General features: G+C 73.2%; 21 protein-coding genes and 1 tRNA gene. 13 read left to right on the top strand and 9 right to left on the bottom strand.

The genetic code is table 11. The features are described 5' to 3' along the window. Positions 1 to 12 precede the first annotated feature (12 nt). From ACFO4E_RS21415 to ACFO4E_RS21405, 3 genes are all read right to left on the bottom strand, one after another. The gene (locus ACFO4E_RS21415) at positions 13 to 942 is read right to left on the bottom strand and encodes an ABC transporter permease (RefSeq protein ID WP_378577523.1); all 930 of its coding nucleotides are present in this window, start codon (positions 940 to 942) and stop codon (positions 13 to 15) included. A gap of 1 nt (position 943) precedes the next feature. Then, positions 944 to 2,530, bottom strand: coding sequence for an ABC transporter substrate-binding protein (locus ACFO4E_RS21410; RefSeq protein ID WP_378577521.1), 1,587 nt, complete (start codon positions 2,528 to 2,530; stop codon positions 944 to 946). Positions 2,531 to 2,693: 163 nt separating this feature from the next. Beyond that, entirely contained in the window at positions 2,694 to 3,599 is a 906-nt protein-coding gene (locus tag ACFO4E_RS21405) for a LysR family transcriptional regulator (protein WP_378577519.1), read from the bottom strand. 123 nt (positions 3,600 to 3,722) lie between these two features. Between ACFO4E_RS21405 and kdgD the strand changes: the two genes are divergently transcribed. From kdgD to ACFO4E_RS21380, 5 genes are all read left to right on the top strand, one after another. Further along, positions 3,723 to 4,643, top strand: coding sequence for a 5-dehydro-4-deoxyglucarate dehydratase (kdgD, locus tag ACFO4E_RS21400; protein ID WP_378577518.1), 921 nt, complete (start codon positions 3,723 to 3,725; stop codon positions 4,641 to 4,643). Beyond that, positions 4,640 to 6,247 carry an aldehyde dehydrogenase (NADP(+)) gene (locus tag ACFO4E_RS21395; protein ID WP_378577516.1) on the top strand — a complete coding sequence of 536 codons (1,608 nt, stop codon included), beginning with the start codon at positions 4,640 to 4,642 and terminating at the stop codon, positions 6,245 to 6,247. The genes kdgD and ACFO4E_RS21395 overlap by 4 nt, the downstream gene beginning before the upstream one ends. Before the next feature lie 124 nt (positions 6,248 to 6,371). Further along, positions 6,372 to 7,319, top strand: a complete 948-nt coding sequence (locus ACFO4E_RS21390) for a 2-hydroxyacid dehydrogenase (RefSeq protein ID WP_378577514.1) — start codon at positions 6,372 to 6,374, stop codon at positions 7,317 to 7,319. Between the two features lie 178 nt (positions 7,320 to 7,497). Next, entirely contained in the window at positions 7,498 to 8,892 is a 1,395-nt protein-coding gene (locus tag ACFO4E_RS21385) for a GntP family permease (RefSeq protein ID WP_378577512.1), read from the top strand. A gap of 41 nt (positions 8,893 to 8,933) precedes the next feature. Next, positions 8,934 to 9,950, top strand: coding sequence for a glycerophosphodiester phosphodiesterase family protein (locus tag ACFO4E_RS21380; RefSeq protein ID WP_378577510.1), 1,017 nt, complete (start codon positions 8,934 to 8,936; stop codon positions 9,948 to 9,950). A 131-nt stretch (positions 9,951 to 10,081) separates the two neighbouring features. Here the strand turns inward: ACFO4E_RS21380 and ACFO4E_RS21375 are convergent, their stop codons facing one another. Beyond that, positions 10,082 to 11,242, bottom strand: a complete 1,161-nt coding sequence (locus tag ACFO4E_RS21375) for a CaiB/BaiF CoA transferase family protein (RefSeq protein WP_378577508.1) — start codon at positions 11,240 to 11,242, stop codon at positions 10,082 to 10,084. Positions 11,243 to 11,384: 142 nt separating this feature from the next. On the opposite strand from ACFO4E_RS21375, the gene ACFO4E_RS21370 reads away from it, so the two are divergent. After that, entirely contained in the window at positions 11,385 to 12,056 is a 672-nt protein-coding gene (locus ACFO4E_RS21370; protein WP_378577506.1) for a GntR family transcriptional regulator, read from the top strand. Positions 12,057 to 12,157: 101 nt separating this feature from the next. Here ACFO4E_RS21370 and ACFO4E_RS21365 read toward each other — a convergent pair whose 3' ends face one another. Next, positions 12,158 to 12,655, bottom strand: a complete 498-nt coding sequence (locus ACFO4E_RS21365; RefSeq protein WP_378577504.1) for a phosphoribosyltransferase — start codon at positions 12,653 to 12,655, stop codon at positions 12,158 to 12,160. 259 nt (positions 12,656 to 12,914) lie between these two features. On the opposite strand from ACFO4E_RS21365, the gene ACFO4E_RS21360 reads away from it, so the two are divergent. The 6 genes from ACFO4E_RS21360 to ACFO4E_RS21335 all read left to right on the top strand — a co-directional run bounded on the left by ACFO4E_RS21360 (position 12,915) and on the right by ACFO4E_RS21335 (position 17,651). Continuing rightward, positions 12,915 to 13,076, top strand: coding sequence for a hypothetical protein (locus tag ACFO4E_RS21360; RefSeq protein ID WP_378577502.1), 162 nt, complete (start codon positions 12,915 to 12,917; stop codon positions 13,074 to 13,076). Positions 13,077 to 13,156: 80 nt separating this feature from the next. Continuing rightward, entirely contained in the window at positions 13,157 to 13,378 is a 222-nt protein-coding gene (locus tag ACFO4E_RS21355; protein ID WP_378577500.1) for a hypothetical protein, read from the top strand. Beyond that, positions 13,375 to 13,965, top strand: a complete 591-nt coding sequence (locus tag ACFO4E_RS21350) for a DUF6879 family protein (RefSeq protein ID WP_378577498.1) — start codon at positions 13,375 to 13,377, stop codon at positions 13,963 to 13,965. Before ACFO4E_RS21355 ends, ACFO4E_RS21350 begins: the two co-directional genes overlap by 4 nt. Continuing rightward, positions 13,962 to 16,154 carry an ATP-binding protein gene (locus tag ACFO4E_RS21345; protein WP_378577496.1) on the top strand — a complete coding sequence of 731 codons (2,193 nt, stop codon included), beginning with the start codon at positions 13,962 to 13,964 and terminating at the stop codon, positions 16,152 to 16,154. The genes ACFO4E_RS21350 and ACFO4E_RS21345 overlap by 4 nt, the downstream gene beginning before the upstream one ends. 89 nt (positions 16,155 to 16,243) lie before the next feature. Next, positions 16,244 to 17,098, top strand: coding sequence for a hypothetical protein (locus ACFO4E_RS21340; protein ID WP_378577494.1), 855 nt, complete (start codon positions 16,244 to 16,246; stop codon positions 17,096 to 17,098). 31 nt (positions 17,099 to 17,129) lie between these two features. Then, positions 17,130 to 17,651: a hypothetical protein gene (locus ACFO4E_RS21335; RefSeq protein WP_378577492.1), complete on the top strand. Its 522-nt coding sequence runs from the start codon at positions 17,130 to 17,132 to the stop codon at positions 17,649 to 17,651. Positions 17,652 to 17,796: 145 nt separating this feature from the next. Here ACFO4E_RS21335 and ACFO4E_RS21330 read toward each other — a convergent pair. The 4 genes from ACFO4E_RS21330 to ACFO4E_RS21315 form a co-directional block, all read right to left on the bottom strand. After that, positions 17,797 to 17,881, bottom strand: a tRNA-Ser gene (locus ACFO4E_RS21330). Between the two features lie 10 nt (positions 17,882 to 17,891). Next, positions 17,892 to 18,374 (bottom strand): nucleoside deaminase, encoded by a 483-nt coding sequence (locus ACFO4E_RS21325; RefSeq protein WP_378577490.1) that lies wholly within the window; start codon positions 18,372 to 18,374, stop codon positions 17,892 to 17,894. Between the two features lie 113 nt (positions 18,375 to 18,487). Beyond that, positions 18,488 to 18,985 carry a tRNA adenosine deaminase-associated protein gene (locus tag ACFO4E_RS21320; RefSeq protein WP_378577488.1) on the bottom strand — a complete coding sequence of 166 codons (498 nt, stop codon included), beginning with the start codon at positions 18,983 to 18,985 and terminating at the stop codon, positions 18,488 to 18,490. Positions 18,986 to 19,031: 46 nt separating this feature from the next. Beyond that, positions 19,032 to 19,535, bottom strand: coding sequence for a tRNA adenosine deaminase-associated protein (locus ACFO4E_RS21315; protein WP_378577486.1), 504 nt, complete (start codon positions 19,533 to 19,535; stop codon positions 19,032 to 19,034). Positions 19,536 to 19,859: 324 nt separating this feature from the next. Between ACFO4E_RS21315 and upp the strand changes: the two genes are divergently transcribed. Next, positions 19,860 to 20,513 (top strand): uracil phosphoribosyltransferase, encoded by a 654-nt coding sequence (upp, locus tag ACFO4E_RS21310; protein ID WP_378577484.1) that lies wholly within the window; start codon positions 19,860 to 19,862, stop codon positions 20,511 to 20,513. The last annotated feature ends 70 nt before the right edge of the window (positions 20,514 to 20,583 follow it).

The raw sequence follows: 20,583 nt of genomic DNA, 5'->3' as shown, positions 1-20,583 counted from the left end.
GGCTCCTCGGGCTCAGGCCGGGACGGCGTGGCGCACACGCGCGTCGAGCAGGGCGTAACAGGCGTCGATGAGGATGTTGAGCACGAAGATCGTCACCGCGGTGAGCAGGACGGCGGCCTGGAGCACCGCGAAGTCGCGCTGGAGGATGGAGTCGATCATCAGCTTGCCGATGCCGGGCCAGCCGAAGATCGTCTCGACGACGACCGCGCCGTTGACCAGGCCGATCGTGAGGTCGCCGGCGACGGTGAGCGCGGGCATGGCCGCGTTGCGCAGCGCGTGGCCGAACACCACCCGCTTCTCGCTCGCCCCCTTGCTGCGGGCGACCTTGGTGTAGGGCGCGGCCAGCGCCGCGACCATCGCGCCGCGCACGACCTGCACGAGCACGCCGAACGGGCGGATGAGCAGCGTGGCGATGGGCAGCACCCACACCTCGGGGCCGCCGGTGACGCCCGATGTGGGCAGCCAGCCGAGGGTCACGCCGAACACGAGCACGCCCATGATCGCGAACCAGAAGTCGGGGATGCTGGCCGCCGTCATGGACAGGAAGCTGCACGCGCGGTCGGCGAGGGAGTTGGGCCGGTAGGCGGCCAGGCAGCCGATCAGGACCGCGCCGGCGATCGCGATGAGCATGGTCACCGCCGCCAGTTGCAGGGTCGCGGGGAAGGCCGCGAGCACCATCTCGGCCGCGGACTGCCCGGTGCGCAGAGAGGTGCCGAAGTCGAGCTGGACGATCTGGGTGAGGTAGTCCCACAGCTGGACGGCGACGGGCTGGTCGAAGCCGTTGGCGGCGGAGAACTCGGCCCGTTGCTCGGGGGTGGCGCTCAGCGGCAGGTAGAGGTTGACGGGGTCGCCGGTCAGCCGTGCCAGGCAGAACACGCCCAGCACCACAAACAGCAGGGGGATCGCGCTGGAGACGACCCGTGTGCGCAGGAAGGCGAGCATGTCAGGATCCCTCCTGGTCGGCCGGCCGCACCTCGGACAGACGCAGTTCGTCGCCGCTCGCGGAGTTCGGCTCGTACCGGACCGCGCCCGATATCCCCATGAGGCCCCGCATGTGGGCCAGGTGGGCGTACTGGGCGATGTCGTCGTTCTGGGCGGCGAGGACGTCGGCGAGGGCGTCGGCGCGCTCGGGGCCGGAGAGCGCGCTCGCGTCGGCGATGCGTTCGTCCATGTCGGCGGTGCCGAACGTCGACTGGGCGCCCTCGCTCAGCAGGTACTGGCTTGCGGTGAACGCCGCGTCGCCGGTCTGGTTGCCGTGCATGATGAGCAGCGCGACCGGTCCGGCGTCCTCGGGCATCGGCCGGAGCTGGTACTGCAGGTGGGCGGCGGTGTCCAGCATGGTGATCTCCACGTTCAGGCCGACCTCCGCCAGCTGGTACTGGAGCGCTTCGGCGGTCTCGGCGACCCGCGGGAACTGGCCGTTGCGGGCGATCAGGGAGATCCGGCGGTCGACCGGCACGCCGTCGGCGGCGGCCTCCTCGATGAGGGCGCGGGCGGCGTCGGGATCGGGGGTGGTGGGCGCCAGTTCGTCGTTGTAGCCGACCACGCCGTCCGGGACGAGCTGCGCCGCGGGTTCGGCGAGCCCGTCGAAGAGGGTGTCGCTGATGGCCTGGCGCTCGATGGCCAGGTCGATCGCCCTGCGCACCCGGATGTCGTCGAGCGGGGCCTCACGGCCGTCGAGCCGCAGCGCGGTGGTCTCGTTGTTGGGGTAGGCCACCGAGTTGTCCTCGGTCGCGTCCTCGGGGTTGAGCGCCGTGGCGAGGTCGGCCTCCCCCTTGGTGATCATCGCGGCGCGCACGGCCGGCTCCGACCGCCACACGTAGCGGGCCTCCGGGAACGCGGGCGCCTCGCCCCAGTAGTCGTCGTTGCGGCGCAGGGAGATCGAGACGCCGGTCTCCCAGTCCTCGATGGCGTAGGGGCCGGTGCCGACGGGCTCGCGCACCTTCGCGTCGGTGGCGGTGGTGCGGGGGACGACCTCGATGAAGCTGAGGCGCAGCGGCAGGATGGGGTCGGGGTCCTCGGTGGTGACGGTCAGCGTGGTCTCGCCGGTGGCCGCCACCTCCACGTCCTTGCCGTCGAAGACGTAGCCGTCCACGTTGCAGGCGAGGTCGGAGTTGACCGCGCGGTCGATGGAGAACGCGGCGTCCTCGGCGGTGAACGGCTGCCCGTCGTGGAACGTGACGCCGGATCGGACCTCCAGGGCCCAGGTGGTGGGCTCCGTCTGCTCCCACTCGGTGGCCAGCAGGGGTTGGAGTTCGCCGCTCTCCGGATCGCGTTCGATGAGCGGTTCGCTGATGTTGGAGCGGACCACGACACCGGTCGAGGTCAGGGACGCCTCACAGGGCTCCAGGGTCGGGGGCTCCTGGGCGAGGACCACCCGCAGCGTGGTGCCGGCGGTGCCGGTGGATCCGGTCGCGTCGCTGTTGGCCACGGTGCAGCCGGCGGTCGGGACCAGGGCGGTCAGCGCAGCGAGGGCGGCGAGCGTCCGCGATCGCCCGCCGCGCAGCCGGGGAGGTGCGGTTGACTGCATCGTCTCTCCGATGGTCGGGCGTCACAACCCGAGCGGCACGGGCGGACGGTTGGGGGCGCGTGTGCCGGGAGAGCGGGTGACCCGGCACGTCGGCGGGCCCAGCCACAGTGTGTCCCGGAACACCCATGTGGTCTGCATTTGTAGACGGCACCCCGGGCGCCCGTCAAGAGGCCGCCGCTCCCGTCTCGGTCAGCGAGAGCAGCGCGTCGAGCACCGGGTTGGCGTGGTACGTGCGCCAGACGCAGTGGGTCTCGACGAGGTTGGGCGCCAGCCCGTCGATCTCGGTGAACGCCAGGTTGGGCAGCCGCAGGCGGGCACCGGACCGCGGCACGATCCCCACCCCCATACCGGCGTTGACCAGCGCCAACAGGCTGTGCACCTGCTCCACCTGCTGCACGTAGCGCGGCTCGACGCCCGCGTCGTGGAAGGCGCTGATGACGAGCTCGTGCAGGTAGCGCGCCGCGATGGGGGTGTAGGTGACGACGTCGTACCGGCCGATGTCCGCCAGGTCGGGCGGACGGCGCAGGCCGGTGAGCGGATGGTCGCGCGGGCAGGCGAGGATCAGGCTCTCGGTGTGCACCCGGCGGGCGCTGAGCAGCTCGGACGCCGGAAGTCCGCGGACCAGGCCCACGTGGAGACGGTCCGTGAGCAGGGCGTCCACCTGGTCCCGGCTGACCATCTCGGTCAGGGTCAGCTCGACATCGGGCAGCCGCTCCTTGACCGTGGTGAGCCAGGACCCCAGCACGGTCAGCGCCGACACCGCGGTGAACCCGATGTGCAGCGCGCCGGCCGTGCCCCGGGCGGCGTTGCGCGCCGTCAGCGGCGCCGCCTCGGCGAGCCCCAGCATCCGCCGCGCGTCTTGCAGGAACGCCTCCCCCGCGGGGGTCAGCTCGACCGTGCGCGAGGCGCGTATCAGCAGGTCGACTCCCAGGGCGTGTTCGAGTTTCTGGATCTGCCGGCTCAACGGCGGCTGGGTCATGTTCAGCCGCTGCGCGGCGCGGCCGAAGTGGCGCTCATCGGCCACCGCCACGAACCCGCGCAGCTGATCGAGGGTGAAACGGCCGGGCATCGAGGGCTCCTCACGATCGTCTTTGCTGAAAAGGTATCAAGGGATGCATTATTCGACTTGGACAGGTATTGGCGGTGTCCCTAGGCTTCGAACCGAGTTCACCGACGATCCGGAGACCGCCTCATGACGCTGTTCGCCCCTGAAGAACTGAGATCCGTCCTCGGATCGGGCCTGCTCTCATTCCCCGTCACCCACGCCCGCGACGACTTCACCTTCGACGAGGACGCCTACCGCGGGCACCTGGAACGGCAGGGCGCGTTCGGCTCCTCCGGGGTCTTCGCAGCGGGCGGCACAGGTGAGTTCTTCTCCCTCACCCCCGACGAGGTGGGCCGTGTCGTGCGCGCCGCGGTCGCCGCCACCCCCGACGGCAAACCCGTCGTCGCCCCCGCGGGCTACGGCACGGCGCAGGCGGTCGCCATGGCGCGCGACGCCGAAGCCGCCGGAGCGCACGGCGTCTTCCTGCTCCCGCCCTACCTCACGGAGCTGACGCAGGAGGGGCTGGTCGCCCACGTCCGCGCCGTCTGCGCCGCGACCGGCCTCGGCGTCGTCGTGTACCACCGGGCCAACGCCGCCTTCGGCTTCGACGCCGTGCAGGAGCTGGCGGACACCTGCCCGAACTTCATCGGCTTCAAGGACGGGGTCGGCAGCGTCGACCTGATGACCGCCATCCACGCCCGCCTCGGCGACCGCCTGCTGTCGATCGGCGGCCTGCCCACCGCCGAGACCTACGCGCTGCCGTACCTGGAGATGGGCGTCACCACCTACTCCTCGGCGATCTTCAACTTCATCCCGGAGTTCGCCCTCGACTTCTACACCGCGGTCCGCGCGCGCGACGCCGCGGCCGTGTACCGCAAGCTCAACCAGTTCGTCCTGCCCTACCTGGACATCCGCAACCGGCGGGCCGGGTACGCGGTGTCGATCGTGAAGGCCGGGCTCACGGTGACCGGCCGGCCCTCCGGGCCGGTGCGCCCGCCGCTGACGGACCTCACCGAGGCCGAGCACGCCGAACTGAAGGCGCTCGTCGACGGGGTGGTGAACGCATGACCGCGGAGACCGGAACGGCCGTCCTGACCGGCGCGATGCTGATCGGCGACGCCGACGTCCACGTCACCGGGGCCGGCGAGGCCCACGGCACCGACCCCGCCACCGGCGAGCGGCTGTCCCCCGGCTACGGCCAGGGCGGCGCCGCCGAGGCGGGCCGCGCCGCCGAGCTGGCCCACGCGGCCTTCGACACCTACCGCCGCACCTCCCCCGAGGTGCGCGCCGGGTTCCTGGAGGCCATCGCCGACAACATCGACACGCTCGGCGACACCCTCGTCCGGCGCGTCATGGCCGAATCCGGGCTGCCCGAACCGCGCGTCCGGAGCGAGCGGGCGCGCACCGTCGGGCAGCTCCGGCTGTTCGCCTCCGTTGTCCGCGCGGGCGGCTGGCTGGGCGTCCGGGTCGACGCCGGCGATCCCGCCCGGTCCCCTCTGCCAAAGCCCGACCTGCGGCAGCGCAAGGTGCCGCTCGGCCCCGTGGCGGTCTTCGCCGCCTCCAACTTCCCGCTGGCGTTCTCGGTCGCGGGCGGCGACACCGCGTCCGCGCTCGCCGCCGGCGCCCCGGTCGTCGTCAAGGCCCACAACGCGCATCCAGGGACCTCGGAGCTGGTCGGCCGCGCCATCCGCGACGCGGTGCGCGCGCACGACCTGCCCGAGGGAACGTTCTCGCTGCTGTTCGGCTCCGGCAGTGAACTGGGGACGGCCCTGGTGCGGCACCCCCGCATCGCGGCCGTCGGATTCACCGGGTCCCGCTCCGGCGGGCTCGCGCTCAGCGCCGCCGCCGCGGCCCGGCCCGTGCCGATCCCGGTGTTCGCCGAGATGTCCAGCGTCAACCCGGTCGTGGTGCTGCCCGGTGCGCTCGCCGAGAACGGCGCGGCGCTCGGCACCGCCTTCGCCGCCTCGCTCACCACCGGCGCCGGCCAGCTCTGCACCAGCCCGGGTCTGGTCTTCGCGGTCGGCGACGCCGACGCCTTCCTGACCGCGGCCGGGGAGGCCGTCGGCGCGGCCGCGGCCGCGCCCATGCTGACCGACGGGATCCGCCGCGCCTACGACGAGGGCGGGGCGGCGCTGGCCGCGCGCCCCGGCGTCACCGAGATCGCCCGGGGCGCGGTCGACGACACCATCGCCGCCTGCGGCCGGGCCCGCCTCTACGCCACCGACGGCGCGACGTTCCTGTCCGACGACGCGCTCCAGGCGGAGGTCTTCGGCGCGACCTCGCTGGTGGTCCGGGTGCGCGACCTCGCGCAACTGCACGAGATCCTCGGCACCCTCGAAGGCCAGCTCACCGCCACCGTGCACGCCACCGCCGCCGACCACCCGGCGACCGCCGACCTGCTGCCGAGGCTGGAGCTGCTGGCGGGGCGGGTGCTGTTCGGCGGCTGGCCCACCGGGGTCGAGGTCGGGCACGCGGTGGTCCACGGCGGGCCCTTCCCCGCCACCTCCGCTCCCGCCACCACGTCGGTCGGCACCCTCGCCATCGAGCGGTTCCTGCGCCCGGTCAGCTACCAGGACGTGCCGCAGGAGCTGCTCCCGGAGGAGCTGCGCGACGGCAACCCCGCGGGGGTGCCGCGCCTGGTCGACGGCGTACCGGAGGCCGGCGGGCGGTGACGCCCCGGGGCTCCTCCCCCTCTCTCCGCGCCGGCCGCCCTCACCGGGCGGCCGGCGCGTTTTTCCACCACCGCCGCGCACGGGCGCGGCGACAGTGCTCGACCAGTCGAGAAGGTGTCGTGACATGACCGCCCAGAAGCGCACCGTCCTCCAGATGTGCCCGCTGCTGCCCTCCCTGGAGTCGGAGCTGGCGTCCTACGACACGGTCCGGCTGCACGAGCTCGCCGACCCCGCGGGGTTCCTCGCCGAGCACGGGCCGGAGGTCGTCGCCGCCGTCACCAGCGCGCGGGTCGGGGTCCCCGACGACGTCATGGACGCGCTGCCGGGCCTCAAGGCGATCGTCCACTTCGGTGTCGGCTATGAGACCACCGACGTCGTCCGGGCCCGCGCCCGCGGGATCGACGTCAGCAACACCCCCGATGTGCTCACCGACTGCGTCGCCGACCTCGCCGTGGGCGGGCTGATCGACGTCATGCGCCGGCTCGCCGCCGCCGACCGCTATGTGCGCCGCGGCGAGTGGACCCCGGGCGGCTATCCGCTCGCCACCCGGGTGACCGGCAAGCGGGTGGGGATCCTCGGCCTCGGCCGGATCGGCCGGGCGATCGCCGCGCGGCTGGAGGGGTTCGGGGTCGAGATCAGTTACCACTCGCGCCGCCCGGTCGACGGCGCGGCCTACCGCTACGCCGGCTCGGCGCAGGAGCTCGCCGCCGGCGCCGACGCGCTCATCGTCGCCACATCGGGCGGTGACGGCACGCGCGGCCTCGTCTCGGCCGCGGTGCTCGACGCGCTCGGGCCTCAGGGGTACCTGGTCAACGTGGCGCGCGGCAGTGTGGTCGACGAGCCCGCGCTGGTCGCGGCGCTGACCGAAGGGCGGATCGCGGGCGCGGCACTAGACGTGTTCGCCGACGAGCCGAACGTCCCCGGCCCGCTGCTGGACCTCGACTCGGTGCTCCTCCTCCCGCACATCGCCAGCGCCACCCATGAGACCCGTGAGGCGATGGGCGCGCTGGCCTTCGCCAATCTGCGGCGGTTCATGGCCGAGGGCGTCCTCCACACCCCCGTTCCCCGCTGACCCGCACGCTCCCCTGACCGGCTCCATCGGCGTATCCGCGCGGGTGCCCGGCGTCACCGCCGACCCTGTGGTCAGGTAGGGTGCCCCAGAACCCGGACATAACACCCACTTGGTGTGTTGTGCCCTCACATGGGCACACAATCCCCGGTCCGGGGGCGGAGTACGACGGAGCGCACTGGTGGAACTGGAATTCGAGCAGGTACTGGGCACACCTGCCCTGCTGTCGATCGCCGGGGGCGCCGTGCTCGCCCTGCTGGCGCTGATCATCTGGCTGAAGGTCCACCCGCTGCTCGCCCTGGTCGGGGTCAGCCTGGTCACCGCGTTCGCCGCCGGCATCCCCGCCGAATCCGTCATGGACGTGCTCATCGCCGGGTTCGGCGACACCATGGGCGAGGTCGCGCTCCTCGTCGGCCTCGGCGCGATGTTCGCGCGGGTCGTCGAGATCAGCGGCGGCGCCAAGGCGCTCTCCGATTCGCTCATCGGCCGGTTCGGCGAGGAGCGCGCCCCGCTCGCCCTGGGGATCGCGTCGCTCCTGTTCGGCATCCCCATCTTCTTCGACGCGGCGTTCATGGTGATGCTGCCGATCGTCTTCTCCGTCGCGCGGCGCCTGGGCGGCGGCGTGCTCATGTACGCGCTGCCCGCGGGCGCGGCGCTGACGACCATGCACGTCCTGCTGCCCCCGCACCCCGGGGCGGTCGCGGCGACCGTCTTCCTCGGCGCCGATGTCGGCCTGGTCCTCCTGCTCGGCCTGCTGGTGGGCGTGCCCACCTGGTACATCAGCGGGTACCTGTACGGGGTCTGGATCGGCCGCCGCATCGTGCTGCCGGTCCCCGAGATCCTCGTCGGCGGACCCCAGGCGCGGCCCGAGGACGAGGAGGGCCGCCGCCCGCCCCGCCCGGCGGCGATCCTGGGCCTCCTGGCGCTCCCCTTGGCGCTGATCTTCATGAACACCGGGCTCAGCACCGCCGTGGACACCGGCGTGCTGCCCGAGACGGCCTGGATCTCCGTGCTCACCGTGCTCGGGTCCACCCCGATCGCCCTGCTGATCACGGTATTCGTCGCCATGTACGTGCTGGGCACGCGGCGCGGGTACGGCCGCGGCTTCCTCGAGGACCTCTTCGACAACGCCCTCAAGCCGATCGCACCGGTCATCCTGATCACCGGCGCCGGCGGGATGTTCGGCGGGGTGCTGCTGGCCAGCGGCATCGGCGACGCTCTGGCGGAGACCCTGCGCGGGATCGGCCTGCCGCTGATCGTGTCGACGTTCGTCATCGCCGCGCTGCTGCGCATCGCGCTGGGCACCGCCACGGTCGCGATCACGACGTCGGCCGGGCTGCTGAGCGCGTCCATCCTCGCGGCCGACCTCAACCCGGTGCAGGCCGCGGCCATGGTCATCGCGCTGGCCGGCGGCTCCTCGGTCGTCTCCCACGTCAACGACGCCAGCTTCTGGCTGATCGGCCGCCTGCTGGGGATGGACGTGATCACGACCTTCAAGACGTGGACGGTCATCAAGACCCTGGTCGGCGTGGTCGCCTTCGGGTTCGCGTCCCTCATCTACGTCGTGGCGTCCTGAAGGCGGCCGGGAAGCCCCGTCCTCCGTGGTTCAATTCCGGCATGCCTCCCGAAACGACCGCGCCCCCGCCTGGGCGCCGACGCTTCCGCAAGCGCTTCGCGGCGGGGACGGCCGTGCTGTGCACGGCGGCGTTCATGTGGGTCAACAACACCGATGTTCTGGCGTACCACTCCGCCGGGGAGCGCGGTGTGCTCGCGCACCGCGGCCTCGGCCAGACGTTCGGCCACGAGGGCGTAGGGAACGACACGTGCACGGCGGAGCGAATCCACGAGCCGGAGCACGACTTCCTGGAGAACACCGTCCGCGGGATGCGCGCCGCGTTCGACGCGGGCGCCGACCAGGTCGAGTTCGACGTCCACATGACCGCCGACGACCGCTTCGCCGTCTTCCACGACTGGGAGCTCGACTGCCGGACCGATCTCAGCGGCACGACCCGCGACTTCACCCTGGCGGAGCTGAAGCGGGCCGACATCGGCTACGGGTACACGGCGGACGGCGGCGGGACGTATCCGTTCCGCGGGGCCGGCGTCGGGCTGATGCCGTCGCTGGACGAGGTGCTGGCGGAGTTCCCGGAGGGCGACCTGCTCCTCCACATCAAGAGCGACGACCCCGCCGAAGGCGGACTGCTGGCCGACCGGCTCTCCGCGCTGCCCGCGGAGCGCCTCGCCGGCCTCACGGTCTACGGAGGCGACGCCCCGATCGCGGCACTGCGCGAGCGGCTGCCGGAGCTGCGGGTCATGTCCAAGGACATGATGATGGACTGCCTGCTCGCCTACGAGGCGGTCGGGTGGACCGGGCACGTGCCGTCGTCCTGCTCGGGGATGCAGCTGCACATCCCCGAGGGGTACGGCCCCTGGCTCTGGGGCTGGCCGGCCCGGTTCACCCAGCGCATGGCCGCGGCCGACACCCGCGTGGTGGTCGTCGCCGGTTCGGGCGGCTTCTCCGAGGGCTTCGACGACATCGGGTCGCTGGAGCGCGTCCCCGACGGCTTCACCGGGCTGGTGTGGACCAACCGCGCCGACGAGACCGCCGCCGCGATCCGGGACCGCAGCGGATGACCACCGCTCCCCGCCGCTGCTGACGGCCGGGCGGATGCCGAACGGGTTCCGGCCCCGCGGACGCCGGCCGGCCGATTCGCCGGTTCATCGATGCATCGGCGTGCGGGCTTGTCGACTTCTCCGTCCGGCGCTCAGGACGCCTCCTCCGCGGCGGCGGGCCGGGCGCGGGCGAGTTCCGCGCGGATCGCCTCGGTGTGCTCGCCGACGTCGGGGACCGGCCCCATGGCCGGCTCCTCGCCGTCAATGTCGATCGGGGGCTTGAGAGCGGGGATCGTGCCCGCGGGCGAGGGCACCCGGGTCCACCGGCCGCGCGCGGCCAGCTGCGGGTGCGCGGCGAACTCCTCGGGGGTGCGCAACCGGGCGTTGGCGATCCCCGCGGCGTCCAGGCGGGCCAGCGCCCCGGCGGCGTCCAGCCCGGCGAAGCCGGCCTCGATGACCGCGCTCAGCTCGCGCTCGTTGGCGACGCGGCCGGGGTTGGCGGCGAACCGCGGGTCGTCGGCCAGTCCCGGGTCGCCGAGCACGGTCGCGCACAGGGCCCGCCACTCGCGGTCGTTCTGCACGCTGAGGAAGACCCGCGACCCGTCGCCGACTCCGAACGGCCCGTAGGGGGCGATGGCGGCGTGCCGGGCCCCGGTCCGGGGCGGAGCGGCCCCGGACTGCGCGTAGTAGAGCGGGAAGCCCATCCACTCGCCCAGCGCCTCCAGCATGGAGATGTCGAGGACGGCCCCCTCGCCCGTGTGCTCGCGGCGGAACAGGGCGGTCAGGATGCCCGAGAAGGCGTACATCGCGGCGGCGATGTCGGCCACCGGAATGCCGGCCTTGGCGGGCTCCGCCTCGGTGCCGGTGACCGAGACGACCCCCGCCTCGCACTGCACGAGCAGGTCGTAGGCCTTCTTGTGCGCGTAGGGGCCCTCGGTGCCGTAGCCGGAGATGCCGCAGGTGATGAGCCGGGGCGCGGCGGCCCGCAGCGCCTCGGCGCCGAGCCCCATCCGCGCGGCGGCGCCGGGGGCGAGGTTCTGCACGAAAACGTCGGCGCCCAGGACGAGCGCGCGCATCGTCGCGGCGTCGCCGGGGTCCTTGAGGTCGAGGACGACGCTCTCCTTGCCCCGGTTGGCCCATACGAAGTGGCTGGAGAGCCCGTTCACGGTGGTGTCGTGGTGCCGGGCGAAGTCGCCGCCGGGACGCTCCACCTTGATCACCCGGGCCCCCAGGTCGGCCAGGTGCCGGGTCGCCAGTGGAGCGGCGATGGCCTGTTCGACCGAGACCACGGTGACGCCTTCGAGCGCGCGCATGCGTTCGCAACCCCCTTCGCCGGCCGTGGCCGGTGCGGTGTCGCCGCGCGGTCCGTCGGACCCCGGTGAGCGGCGCCACTCGGGGAGAATAATTTATAAAAAACACCAGAACAAGGGCCGGACCGAAAGCTAGAGTGACGCCATGACGCTGGAGCAGGTGCGCACGCCGACCAAGGCCGAAGCGGCGTACGAGGCGCTGCGCGACGCCATCCGGTCGGGTGACCTCCCGCCCGGGCACCGGCTCCGGTTGCAGCAGACGGCCCGGGAGCTGGGGATGAGCCTCACCCCCGTCCGCGAGGCGATCCGGCTCCTGGCCGCGCACGGCCTCGTGGAGCAGCAGGCCAACCTCGGCGCCGTGGTGAGCCGGTTCGGGCGCGACTCCGCCGAGGAGATCTACCGGCTGCGGCTGGTCCTCGAACCGATGGCGGCCGAACTCGCGGCGGAACGGGCCACCGCGGAGGACCTGGCGGAGATCGGCACGGCCCTCGACCGCATCACGCGGGCACTGGCCGCCGACCGCCCCTACGACATCCCGGAGCTCAACGCCGCCTTCCACCGCGCCGTCTACCGGGCCGCCCGCTCCCCCTACCTGCTGGAGTTCATCGACCGGCTGTGGAACGGCGTACCGTTCCAGGCGATTTCGCTGGCGGGCCGCCACGAGACATCGGCCCGCCAGCACCGTGAGATCCTCGCGGCCCTGCGCGACCGCAACGGCGAACAGGCGGCGCGCCTCATGCACGCGCACATCGCCGAGGCGTCCGCCGAGACCCTGCGCCGCCTCGACCCCGCCCAGCAGCCCCGCCCCGCCACCTGACGCGACCCCGGAGCCCGCCCGCGCACCCGCACGAGCCACACGTCGCTCGGGCCGCGCGACAGGGCGGGCCGCCCGTTCAGGCGGCCCGGCCGGGGCGGTGGTCAGGTGTCGAGGGCTCCGCGGTGCCGGCGGGTGACCGGGGGGAGGACCGACCACGGGAAGTCGATCCACCGGTCGGTGCGCCGCCAGACGTACGCGCACTTCACCGCGGACCGCGGCTTCTCGTAGATCACCGCGCTGCGGACCTCGGCGACGTGCTCGGCGCAGAAGTCGTGGACGAGCTTCAGCGTCGTGCCGGTGTCGGCGACGTCGTCGGCGACCAGCACCCTCCGCCGGCTCAGGTCCACCGTGCTGGGAACGGGCGGCAGAACGACCGGCAGGTCCAGGGTCTCCCCCACCCCGGTGTAGAACTCGACGTTCATCACGTGCAGGTTCTTCACGTCCAGCGCGTACCCGAGCCCGCCGGCCACGAACAGGCCGCCGCGCGCGATCGACAGGATGATGTCCGGCTCGAACCCGTCATCGGCGACCTGCCGCGCCAATTCGCGCACGGCGGTGCCGAACAGCTCATAGGTCAGGACCTCGCGCTCGCCGGTCATCGGTACCCCCACGGTCGTCGGCCGTCGGGGCCCGCCGCCGGAATGGCCGGTCCGGGTACCGGCGGCCGCCCCCGTCCCACCTACTATCCTGCCCCCACACCCCCGCCGGGCCTACGGCGGCCGGGCGCGCGGCGGCCGGAGTTCCGCGAACCCGTGGTGGATCGGGTGTCCACGGGGGAGAATGCACAGTACGCGCCACCGGCGGTCCGGGCGCGCGCCTCAGTGCCGGCGGCGTGTGCGACCCCCGAGAGGAGGGCGGATGATCCCCGCCGACCACCCCGGAGACGACGACGCGCGCCGGGTCGCGGAGGCGACGTGGAATGCGCTGTTCGCGGCGGATATGAAGCGCCTGGTCCGGGCGGCCAGAGAAAATGATCACGAGAAGTCCGACGAGATCCGCCGCCGCTATTCGAAAGAGTAGCGATTCGGACCGCTCCCTTTGCAGGTGACGGCGTGTTACCCTCCGCCGAACCGCATTTCCGCCGCCGGCTCGGGAGCACCATGAAACTCACCCTGCTCGCCAAGGACCCCACCTGCTGGGACAGAAACTGTCCGTCCGTTTACGTCGACGAATCGGGCGGACTCGTCGTCCAAGGCGTCCAGCTCAGCGACGCCGACCTGCGGGATCTGCGCGATCCCGGCTCCGGCGAGACCGCCGTCCGCATCGACCCGGCCATCGTCGCCGAGGCCATGGCGCGGTACGCGACGGAAAGGCAGCGGTGACAGGACATTCCCCGGAACGGGGACATTCCGCGGAATACCCCATTTCACCGGACGAATTCGGAGATTGCTTTTCGGGTTTTCAGTCCACGGCCTTCCGGTTGGAAACCCTCCAGGACTACAGCGCCGCCGATGAACCCGCCTTCCGGAAATTCCTCGCGGGCGAATCCGCCCCTCCGCCCGGCACCGGGTCGTGGCCGGACGAGGTCCGGTCCGGAATCGACCGCGGCCTGCGCTACGACCGGGTCCACGTGGTCACCGAGCCCCTGTCGGACTACGTCCGGTTCGAATGCGCGTGGGGCTACCGTCGCAGCGTGCGGGCGGGGGAGAACATCCGCATCCTCCCCGTGCCCGAAGGCGGGTGGCCCGACGGACTCCCGCACCTGGACTACTGGCTCTTCGATTCCGCCACACTCGTTCGCATGGACTACTCCCCCGACCACCGGACCATCACCCGCGTGGCGGTGAGCGACCCGGAGCAGATCGCCGCCGCCAACGCGTGGCGCGAACGCGCCATGCGCCTATCGGTCCCCTTCACCGAATACGCGGCCCGCTTCGACGACGCCATGCTCCCCCTCGGCGCACGATGACGCGGGACGACACCGGCGGCCCCGGGCCGGCCGGCCGCGCGGGGGACGGCTCCGGCAACGGGCCCGGCAATACGCTGCGGGGCGACGCCGGGGCGGTCGTCCAGGCGGGGGCGATCCACGGCGACGTACACGTCACCGCGGCCGGCGTCACCGGCACCGCCGTCCCGCGGCAATTGCCGATGGCGGCCGCCGGGTTCGTCAACCGCGGCGCCGAGATCGCCCGGTTGGACGCCCTGCTGCCCACCCCCGGGGACGACCCGCCACACGGCCCCGGTGCCGCCGCCGTCGTCATCTCCGCGATCGGCGGCACTCCCGGTGTCGGCAAGACGGCGCTGGCGGTCCACTGGGCGCACAGGGTGCGGGCGCACTTCCCGGACGGCGACCTGTACGCCGATCTGCGCGGCCACGGGCCCGGCCGGCGTCTCGGCCCCTCCGAGACGCCGGCCTCGTTCCTGCACGCCCTCGACGTCCCGCCGGACCGCATCCCCATCGACCTCGACGGCCGGGCGGCCCTGTACCGCTCGCGGCTCGACGGCAAGCGGATGCTCATCGTCATCGACGACGCCGTGTCCGCCGACCAGGTCCGCCCGCTCCTGCCCGCCGCAGCGGGCTGCATGGCCGTGGTCACCGGCCGCACCAGGCTCTCCGGGCTCGTCGCGCGGGACGGCGCGCGTCCCATGACCGTCGGCACCCTGTCGGCCCCTGCCGCGCTGGACCTGCTCAGGGGCACCGTGGCTGACGGGCGGATCGACGACGAGCCCGAGGCCGCACGAGCCCTGGTCGCCCACTGCGCGGGTCTCCCGCTGGCGCTGCGCATCGCCGCGGAGAGGCTCCTCGACCGCGCCGGCGAACCGGTGAGCGCACTGGTCGCCGACCTCGCGGCCGAGGACCGGCGCCTCGACGCTCTCGGCGCCGGCGACGACGAGTTGAGCGATGTCCGGGCCGTGTTCTCCGCTTCCTATTCCGGCCTGTCCCCCGACACCGCGCGGCTGTTCCGCCACCTCGGGCCGCACCCCGGCGCCGAGTTCGGCGCGGAGGTCTGCGCCGCTGTGTCAGGGTTCTCGCCCCGGCACACCGCCGCCGTGGTCGACCGGCTGGTGCGCGCGAACCTCGTGCAGCGGGTCGGCCGCGACCGGTACCGGCTCCACGACCTGCTGCGCCTCTATGCGATCGAGCGGTTCCGCGCGGACGAGGGCCCGGGCGCGGCGGAGGCCGTCGTCCGGCGCTACGGGCTCTGGTACCTGGCCACCGCGCGCAACGCCGTCCGCGTCGTGCACCCGGGCTACCCTCCGGTCGACGACCCCGGGGGCGACGCACCCGTGAGCCCGTTGGTCTTCGACACGGTCGCCGCCGCACTCTCCTGGTTCGAGCGGGACCGGCCCAACCTCGTGGGGTCGGTGAACGCCGCGGTCGGGACCGGGCAGCTCGACCTCGCCTGGCGCATCCCGGCCACGGCGGGCGGGCTGTTCGGACGGCACGGACACCGGGAGGAGTGGCGCGACATCCACCGGCAGGGCGCCGACGCCGCCCGCGCGGCCGGCGACCCCTTCGGCACGGGACGCAACCTCCTCGGCCTCGGGGAGGCCGAATGGGTGCTCGGCCGGACCGACGCCGCGCTGGAGACCTATGACGCGGCGCTCGCGGCCAATCGCGAGGCGGGGGACGGCTGGGGTGAAGGGTTCGCGCTGCGCATCAGCGGCCAATTGCGCTGGGAACGCGACCGTGACGGCCACGCGCCCGAACTGATCCGGCGGGCGGTCACCGTCTTCCGGGCCATCGGCGAGCGCCGCGGCGAGGGCATGGCGCTGCTGAGCCTGGCCGGATGCGACCGCGACGTGGGACGGCTCGACGAGGCGCTGGCCGCCTGCCGAGCGGCCATCGGCATCTTCACCGGCATCGGCGACCGGTGGACCATCGCCTGGGCGCGGTGCTCGACCGGCTCCGTGCTGCACGCGATGGGCCGCCGTCCCGAGGCCGTCGCCGAGTACCTCGCGGCGGCCGCCGAGTTCCGGGAACTCCAGGATCGGGACAGCGAGGCGGCGGCCCTGATCGGCGCCGGAGACGCCTACGCCGCCGACGGCGACCCGGAAGGTGCCCGGACCCATCTCGGCGCGGCCCTGGACCTCCTCAGCGCCGAGGACGACCCCCGTGTGCCCGAGGTCGAGGCCAAGCTCGCCGCGCTGCGCTGACATCCCCGGCGCCCCTTGGCCGGTTGCGGCCACACGGACGTCATGGCCGGCGCGTCTCCCGGCGGCACGGCCGAACGTAGCTTCTTGGCATGGACAGGGATGATTTGTCACCGGCCGAGGCCGGCCTGGTGGCCGCGGTGGAGGACGGCCGGGTGCTGGAGGCCGGTACTGCGCCCGGAGAAGGAGAAGGGGCGGCGCGGACGGGAGATCCCGGATACGAGATCCGCGCCGAGGTCATCCGGGACATTCTGCGCGGGCGGCTGGCGGCGGACCCGGACCCCCGCGGCGTGCGGGTGCGGGGCGCGCGCATCGTCGGCGAACTGGATCTGGACAACGTGTCCGCGCAGGTCGGCCTCGCCCTGATGGCATGCCGGGTGGCGGAACCGATGAGCGCGCGTGATGCCGTCCTGCCGTGGCTGACGCTGATCGGTACGCACCTGCCGTCCCTGCACGCCGACCGTTGCGAGATCACCGGGAGCGTGCTCCTGAGGGACGCGGTGGTGGACGGCGAGGGGGAGCCGGGGGCCGTGCGGTTCGTGGGCGCGCGGATCGACGGCCAACTGTCCTGCAGCGGGGCGCGGTTCACCAACCCCACCGGACCCGCCCTGCGGGTCGATGGCGGCCGGATCGACGGGGGCGTGTTCCTCCGGCGCGGTTTCCGTGCCCAGGGGATGGGACCGATCGCCGTGCTGGTCCTGGACAGCGCCGATATCGGCGCGATGGTGGACTTCGACGACGCCCGGGTGCGCAACCCCGACGGGCCGGCGCTGGACCTGGACGGTGCGACGCTGCGGGGGCTGCTCCTTCCCGAGGGCGCGCTGTGCGCCTCCTCCGACGGCGGCGACGACGGGGATCCGGAGGCGTGGCGGGCCGACGGGTCGCTGCGGCTGGACGGGTGCACCTACCGGCAGCTGATCGGCGGCGGGGCGCCGCCGGACACGTAGCTGCGATGGCTGCGGTAGCGGACCCCCGCCTATGCCCCTCAGCCCTACCAGCAGCTGGCCGCCCACCACCGCGCCGGAGGCCACGAGCGCGAAGCCCGGGCGCGTGCTGATCGCCCAGCAGGACGACGCGCTGGCGCGGGGTCCGGTGACGGGGTGGCGTGCGCGGGCGGCTCACCGGTCGCTGCGCTGGCTGGTCGGGTACGGGTGCCAGTCCTGGCGGGCCGTGGTGGGGCTGTGCGTCGTCGTCGGCCTGGCGGTCCTGCTGGGGCTGGGCTCGGGATGGGTGCCGATCGCCGACGGGCGTGCCGTGGCCGGCCGCACCGAGCAGACCTCCGACCCGGGCGGGGCGTGCTCGGTGGTGGAGCGGGTGGGGCTCGGGCTCCACTACGGGCTGCCCCTGGTCGCACCGGGTATGCAGAGCACGTGTTCCCTGGATACGGCCAGCCGCCGCGGCCAGGTCCTCACGGTGGCGGGCTGGGCGCTGCAACTGGGCGGGTGGGCGTTCGCCATCCTGGTCGTGGCCGGGTATACGGGCCTGCTGCGCAAGACCTGAGCCCGCCGCCGGCCGCGCGAGCGGCGGCGCGGCGCCCGGAGCCGCGCAGGGCGCCGCGAAACGCCGAAGGCCGACCGCCCCGAGGGGCGGTCGGCCTTCCTAGCCGTTCGACCGAGCGCCTGCCTGGGCAAACGCTGGGCCTGCGCGGTGGAGGAGGGATTTGAACCCTCGAAGGGTTGCCCCTTACTCGCTTTCGAGGCGAGCGCCATCGGCCACTAGGCGACTCCACCGCGGACCACTCTACCGGAAACGTCGCCGGGAGAAGAAATCGATAAGGACCGCGCCGCAGCGCTCGGCGAGGCGCGGGGACACGAGGTCGGGGGGGATGACCTCGGGGCGGTGGTTGAGGCGGCGGTCCCGGACGACGTCCCAGAGGGATCCGACCGCCCCGGCCTTGGGGTCGCGCGCGCCGTAGACCAGGCGCGCCACACGCGCCTGGACGAGCGCTCCGGCGCACATCGTGCACGGCTCCAGGGTGACCGCGAGCGTGCAGCCCGTGAGGCGCCACGACCCCGTGTGGCGCGCGGCGGCGCGCAGCGCCAGCACCTCGGCGTGGGCCGTGGGGTCGCCCGTGGCCTCGCGCTCGTTGTGGCCGGCGCCGATGACGGCGCCGCCGGGGTCGAGCACGACCGCGCCCACGGGGACGTCGCCGCTGCCGGCGGTGGCGGCGCTCTCGTCGAGGGCCAGGCGCAGGGCGGCGTCGATCGCCGCCCTGCCGGTCAAGCCGGCCGTTCCCGTACCCGGGCCCGGCGCGTCCGCCTCGTCCGCGTCCGGTCCCGGCGCTCCCGTGTCCGCGCCGGGTGCTCGCGGTCCGGGGGCCGGCTCCTCAGGGCCGGTCATAGGCGGAGGGCGTCGAGGCGCTCGGCGAATCCGGCGCGCTGGGAGAGCTCCTCCAGGACGTCGCCGGGGAGCAGGCCCTCGCTCAGGGTGAGCGCGACGAGCTCCTCGGCCGGGATCCCGAGATCGGCGAGGAGGGTGTCGTCTCCGCCGGGGACGGGGTAGGGCTTCTGGCCGGTGCCCTCTGCCTGCTCGGGCGCCCGGATCGCGCCGGTGTCGAGCAGGATCGCGGCCACCGGGTGCTCGTGCACGACGCGGACGTCGGACAGGAACACCCGGGGGTCGCCGTGGTCGTCGACCCGGACCACGGCGAACCACTCGTCGTCGGCTTCGAGCATCAGCACCATGGTGCCCTCGACGGCGCCGGGGTCGTGCGCCGCGACGACGTCGCGCATCAGATCGGCGATGTCATCGATACCGTCCACCTGCGCCACCTCGGCCTCGGCCCCCCACCACCCACCGGCGGAGCGGGAAAAGACCGCTGAGAAGATCGACACCGAACGCTCTCCCGTCCTTTCTCACGGGCTCCCGCCGGAGGAATCCTTACCCCATCCCGTCGACGGCACGCTGGAACGCCTGCTGGAATCCGAGCCGCTCGGAGATGCTCGCGAGCACTTCGTCCGGGTACAGGTCGAGATCCCCCGCCAGCGCCCCCAACTCCATCTCGTCCAAGCCGAGGTCGGCGAGGATCGACAGGTCACCCGCCGGCAGCACCTGGTCCAGGTCCTCGTCGTCGGGGACGTCGATGTCGAGGTACTCCAGCACGTCGCGCGCCACCGGCCAGTCGACCGACGCCGTGACGTCGGAGAGGAACAGGCTGACGTCGTCGCGCCCGTAGACGCGGATGATCACGAAGAAGTCGTCGCCGACCGACACCAGCCCGATCGCTCCGCTGATGCTGGGCTGCTGGCGCAGCGCGTGCAGTAACCCCTTGAGGTCCAGGGTGAGGGCCTCGGGGAGCAGGTAGACATCCCAGACGTCCTCTTCCCTATAGGCGACGGCCGCGAAGTCACCGGTTCCGTCTTCGTCATGTTCGAGATCCGTCATCGTCACCCCACCAGCCCGGCCGTGATCCGGCCAGGATCGCAGATCGCCCGGTGCGGCGTCATCGTAGCGGCCACGCCCGTCCATGACCCGGTCTCCCCGCGGGGAGCTGTCTCCGTGATAGAAGTCCGCGCTCACACGTCCTATTAGAACGGACTTCCCGACGCGGGCAGAACGCTATGGCCGACCCGGCCCACATTCGCGCACCGCGGCGGGCCTCCCGGACCTGCGGCGGACCGCCGGCCGGTGCTCGGCCACCGGTGCCCGGCGCCGCTAGACTCGGACGCCGATTCCCCCTCGTTTGCCCAGCTCACCCGGAGTATCCATATGCAGACCCTCGTCGTCGACCACCCGCTCGTCGCGCACAAGCTCACGACCCTGCGCGATGTCCGCACCGATTCGCCCACCTTCCGCCGGCTGACCGACGAACTGGTGACGCTGCTCGCCTACGAGGCGACCCGGGACGTGCGGGTGGCCCAGGTGACCGTCGACACCCCGCTGGTCTCCACGACCGGCACCCAGCTCACCCGGCCGACCCCGCTGGTGGTGCCGATCCTGCGCGCCGGGCTGGGCATGCTCGACGGCATGACGCGGCTGCTGCCGACCGCCGAGGTCGGCTTCCTGGGGATGGCGCGCGACGAGGCCACCCTGCAGCCGGCCACCTACGCCGACCGGCTGCCGCAGGACCTCTCGGGCAGACAGTGCTACGTCCTCGACCCGATGCTGGCGACCGGCGGCACCCTCGCCGCCGCGTTCCGCCTCCTCGTGGAGCGCGGAGCCGACCACATCACCGCGATCTGCCTCCTGGCCGCGCCCGAGGGCCTGACGGCCGTCGAGGAGAAGCTGGACGCCGGCCTGGACCGCGACCACGGCGCCACCCTGCGGGTCGTGACCGCCGCTGTGGACGAGCGCCTGAACGAGAACGGCTTCATCCTGCCGGGGCTCGGCGACGCGGGCGACCGGCTGTACGGGCTCGTCTGAATCGCCTACCGAGCGGATGGCCCCGGCGGCCCCGCGCGCCCGACCGGAAACCTCCGGTCGGGCGCTTTTT

It is taken from the genome of Nocardiopsis mangrovi, from assembly GCF_042653925.1.
In the GTDB taxonomy this organism is placed as follows: domain Bacteria; phylum Actinomycetota; class Actinomycetes; order Streptosporangiales; family Streptosporangiaceae; genus Nocardiopsis_B; species Nocardiopsis_B mangrovi.
This window is presented reverse-complemented; position numbering and strand designations above follow the sequence as displayed.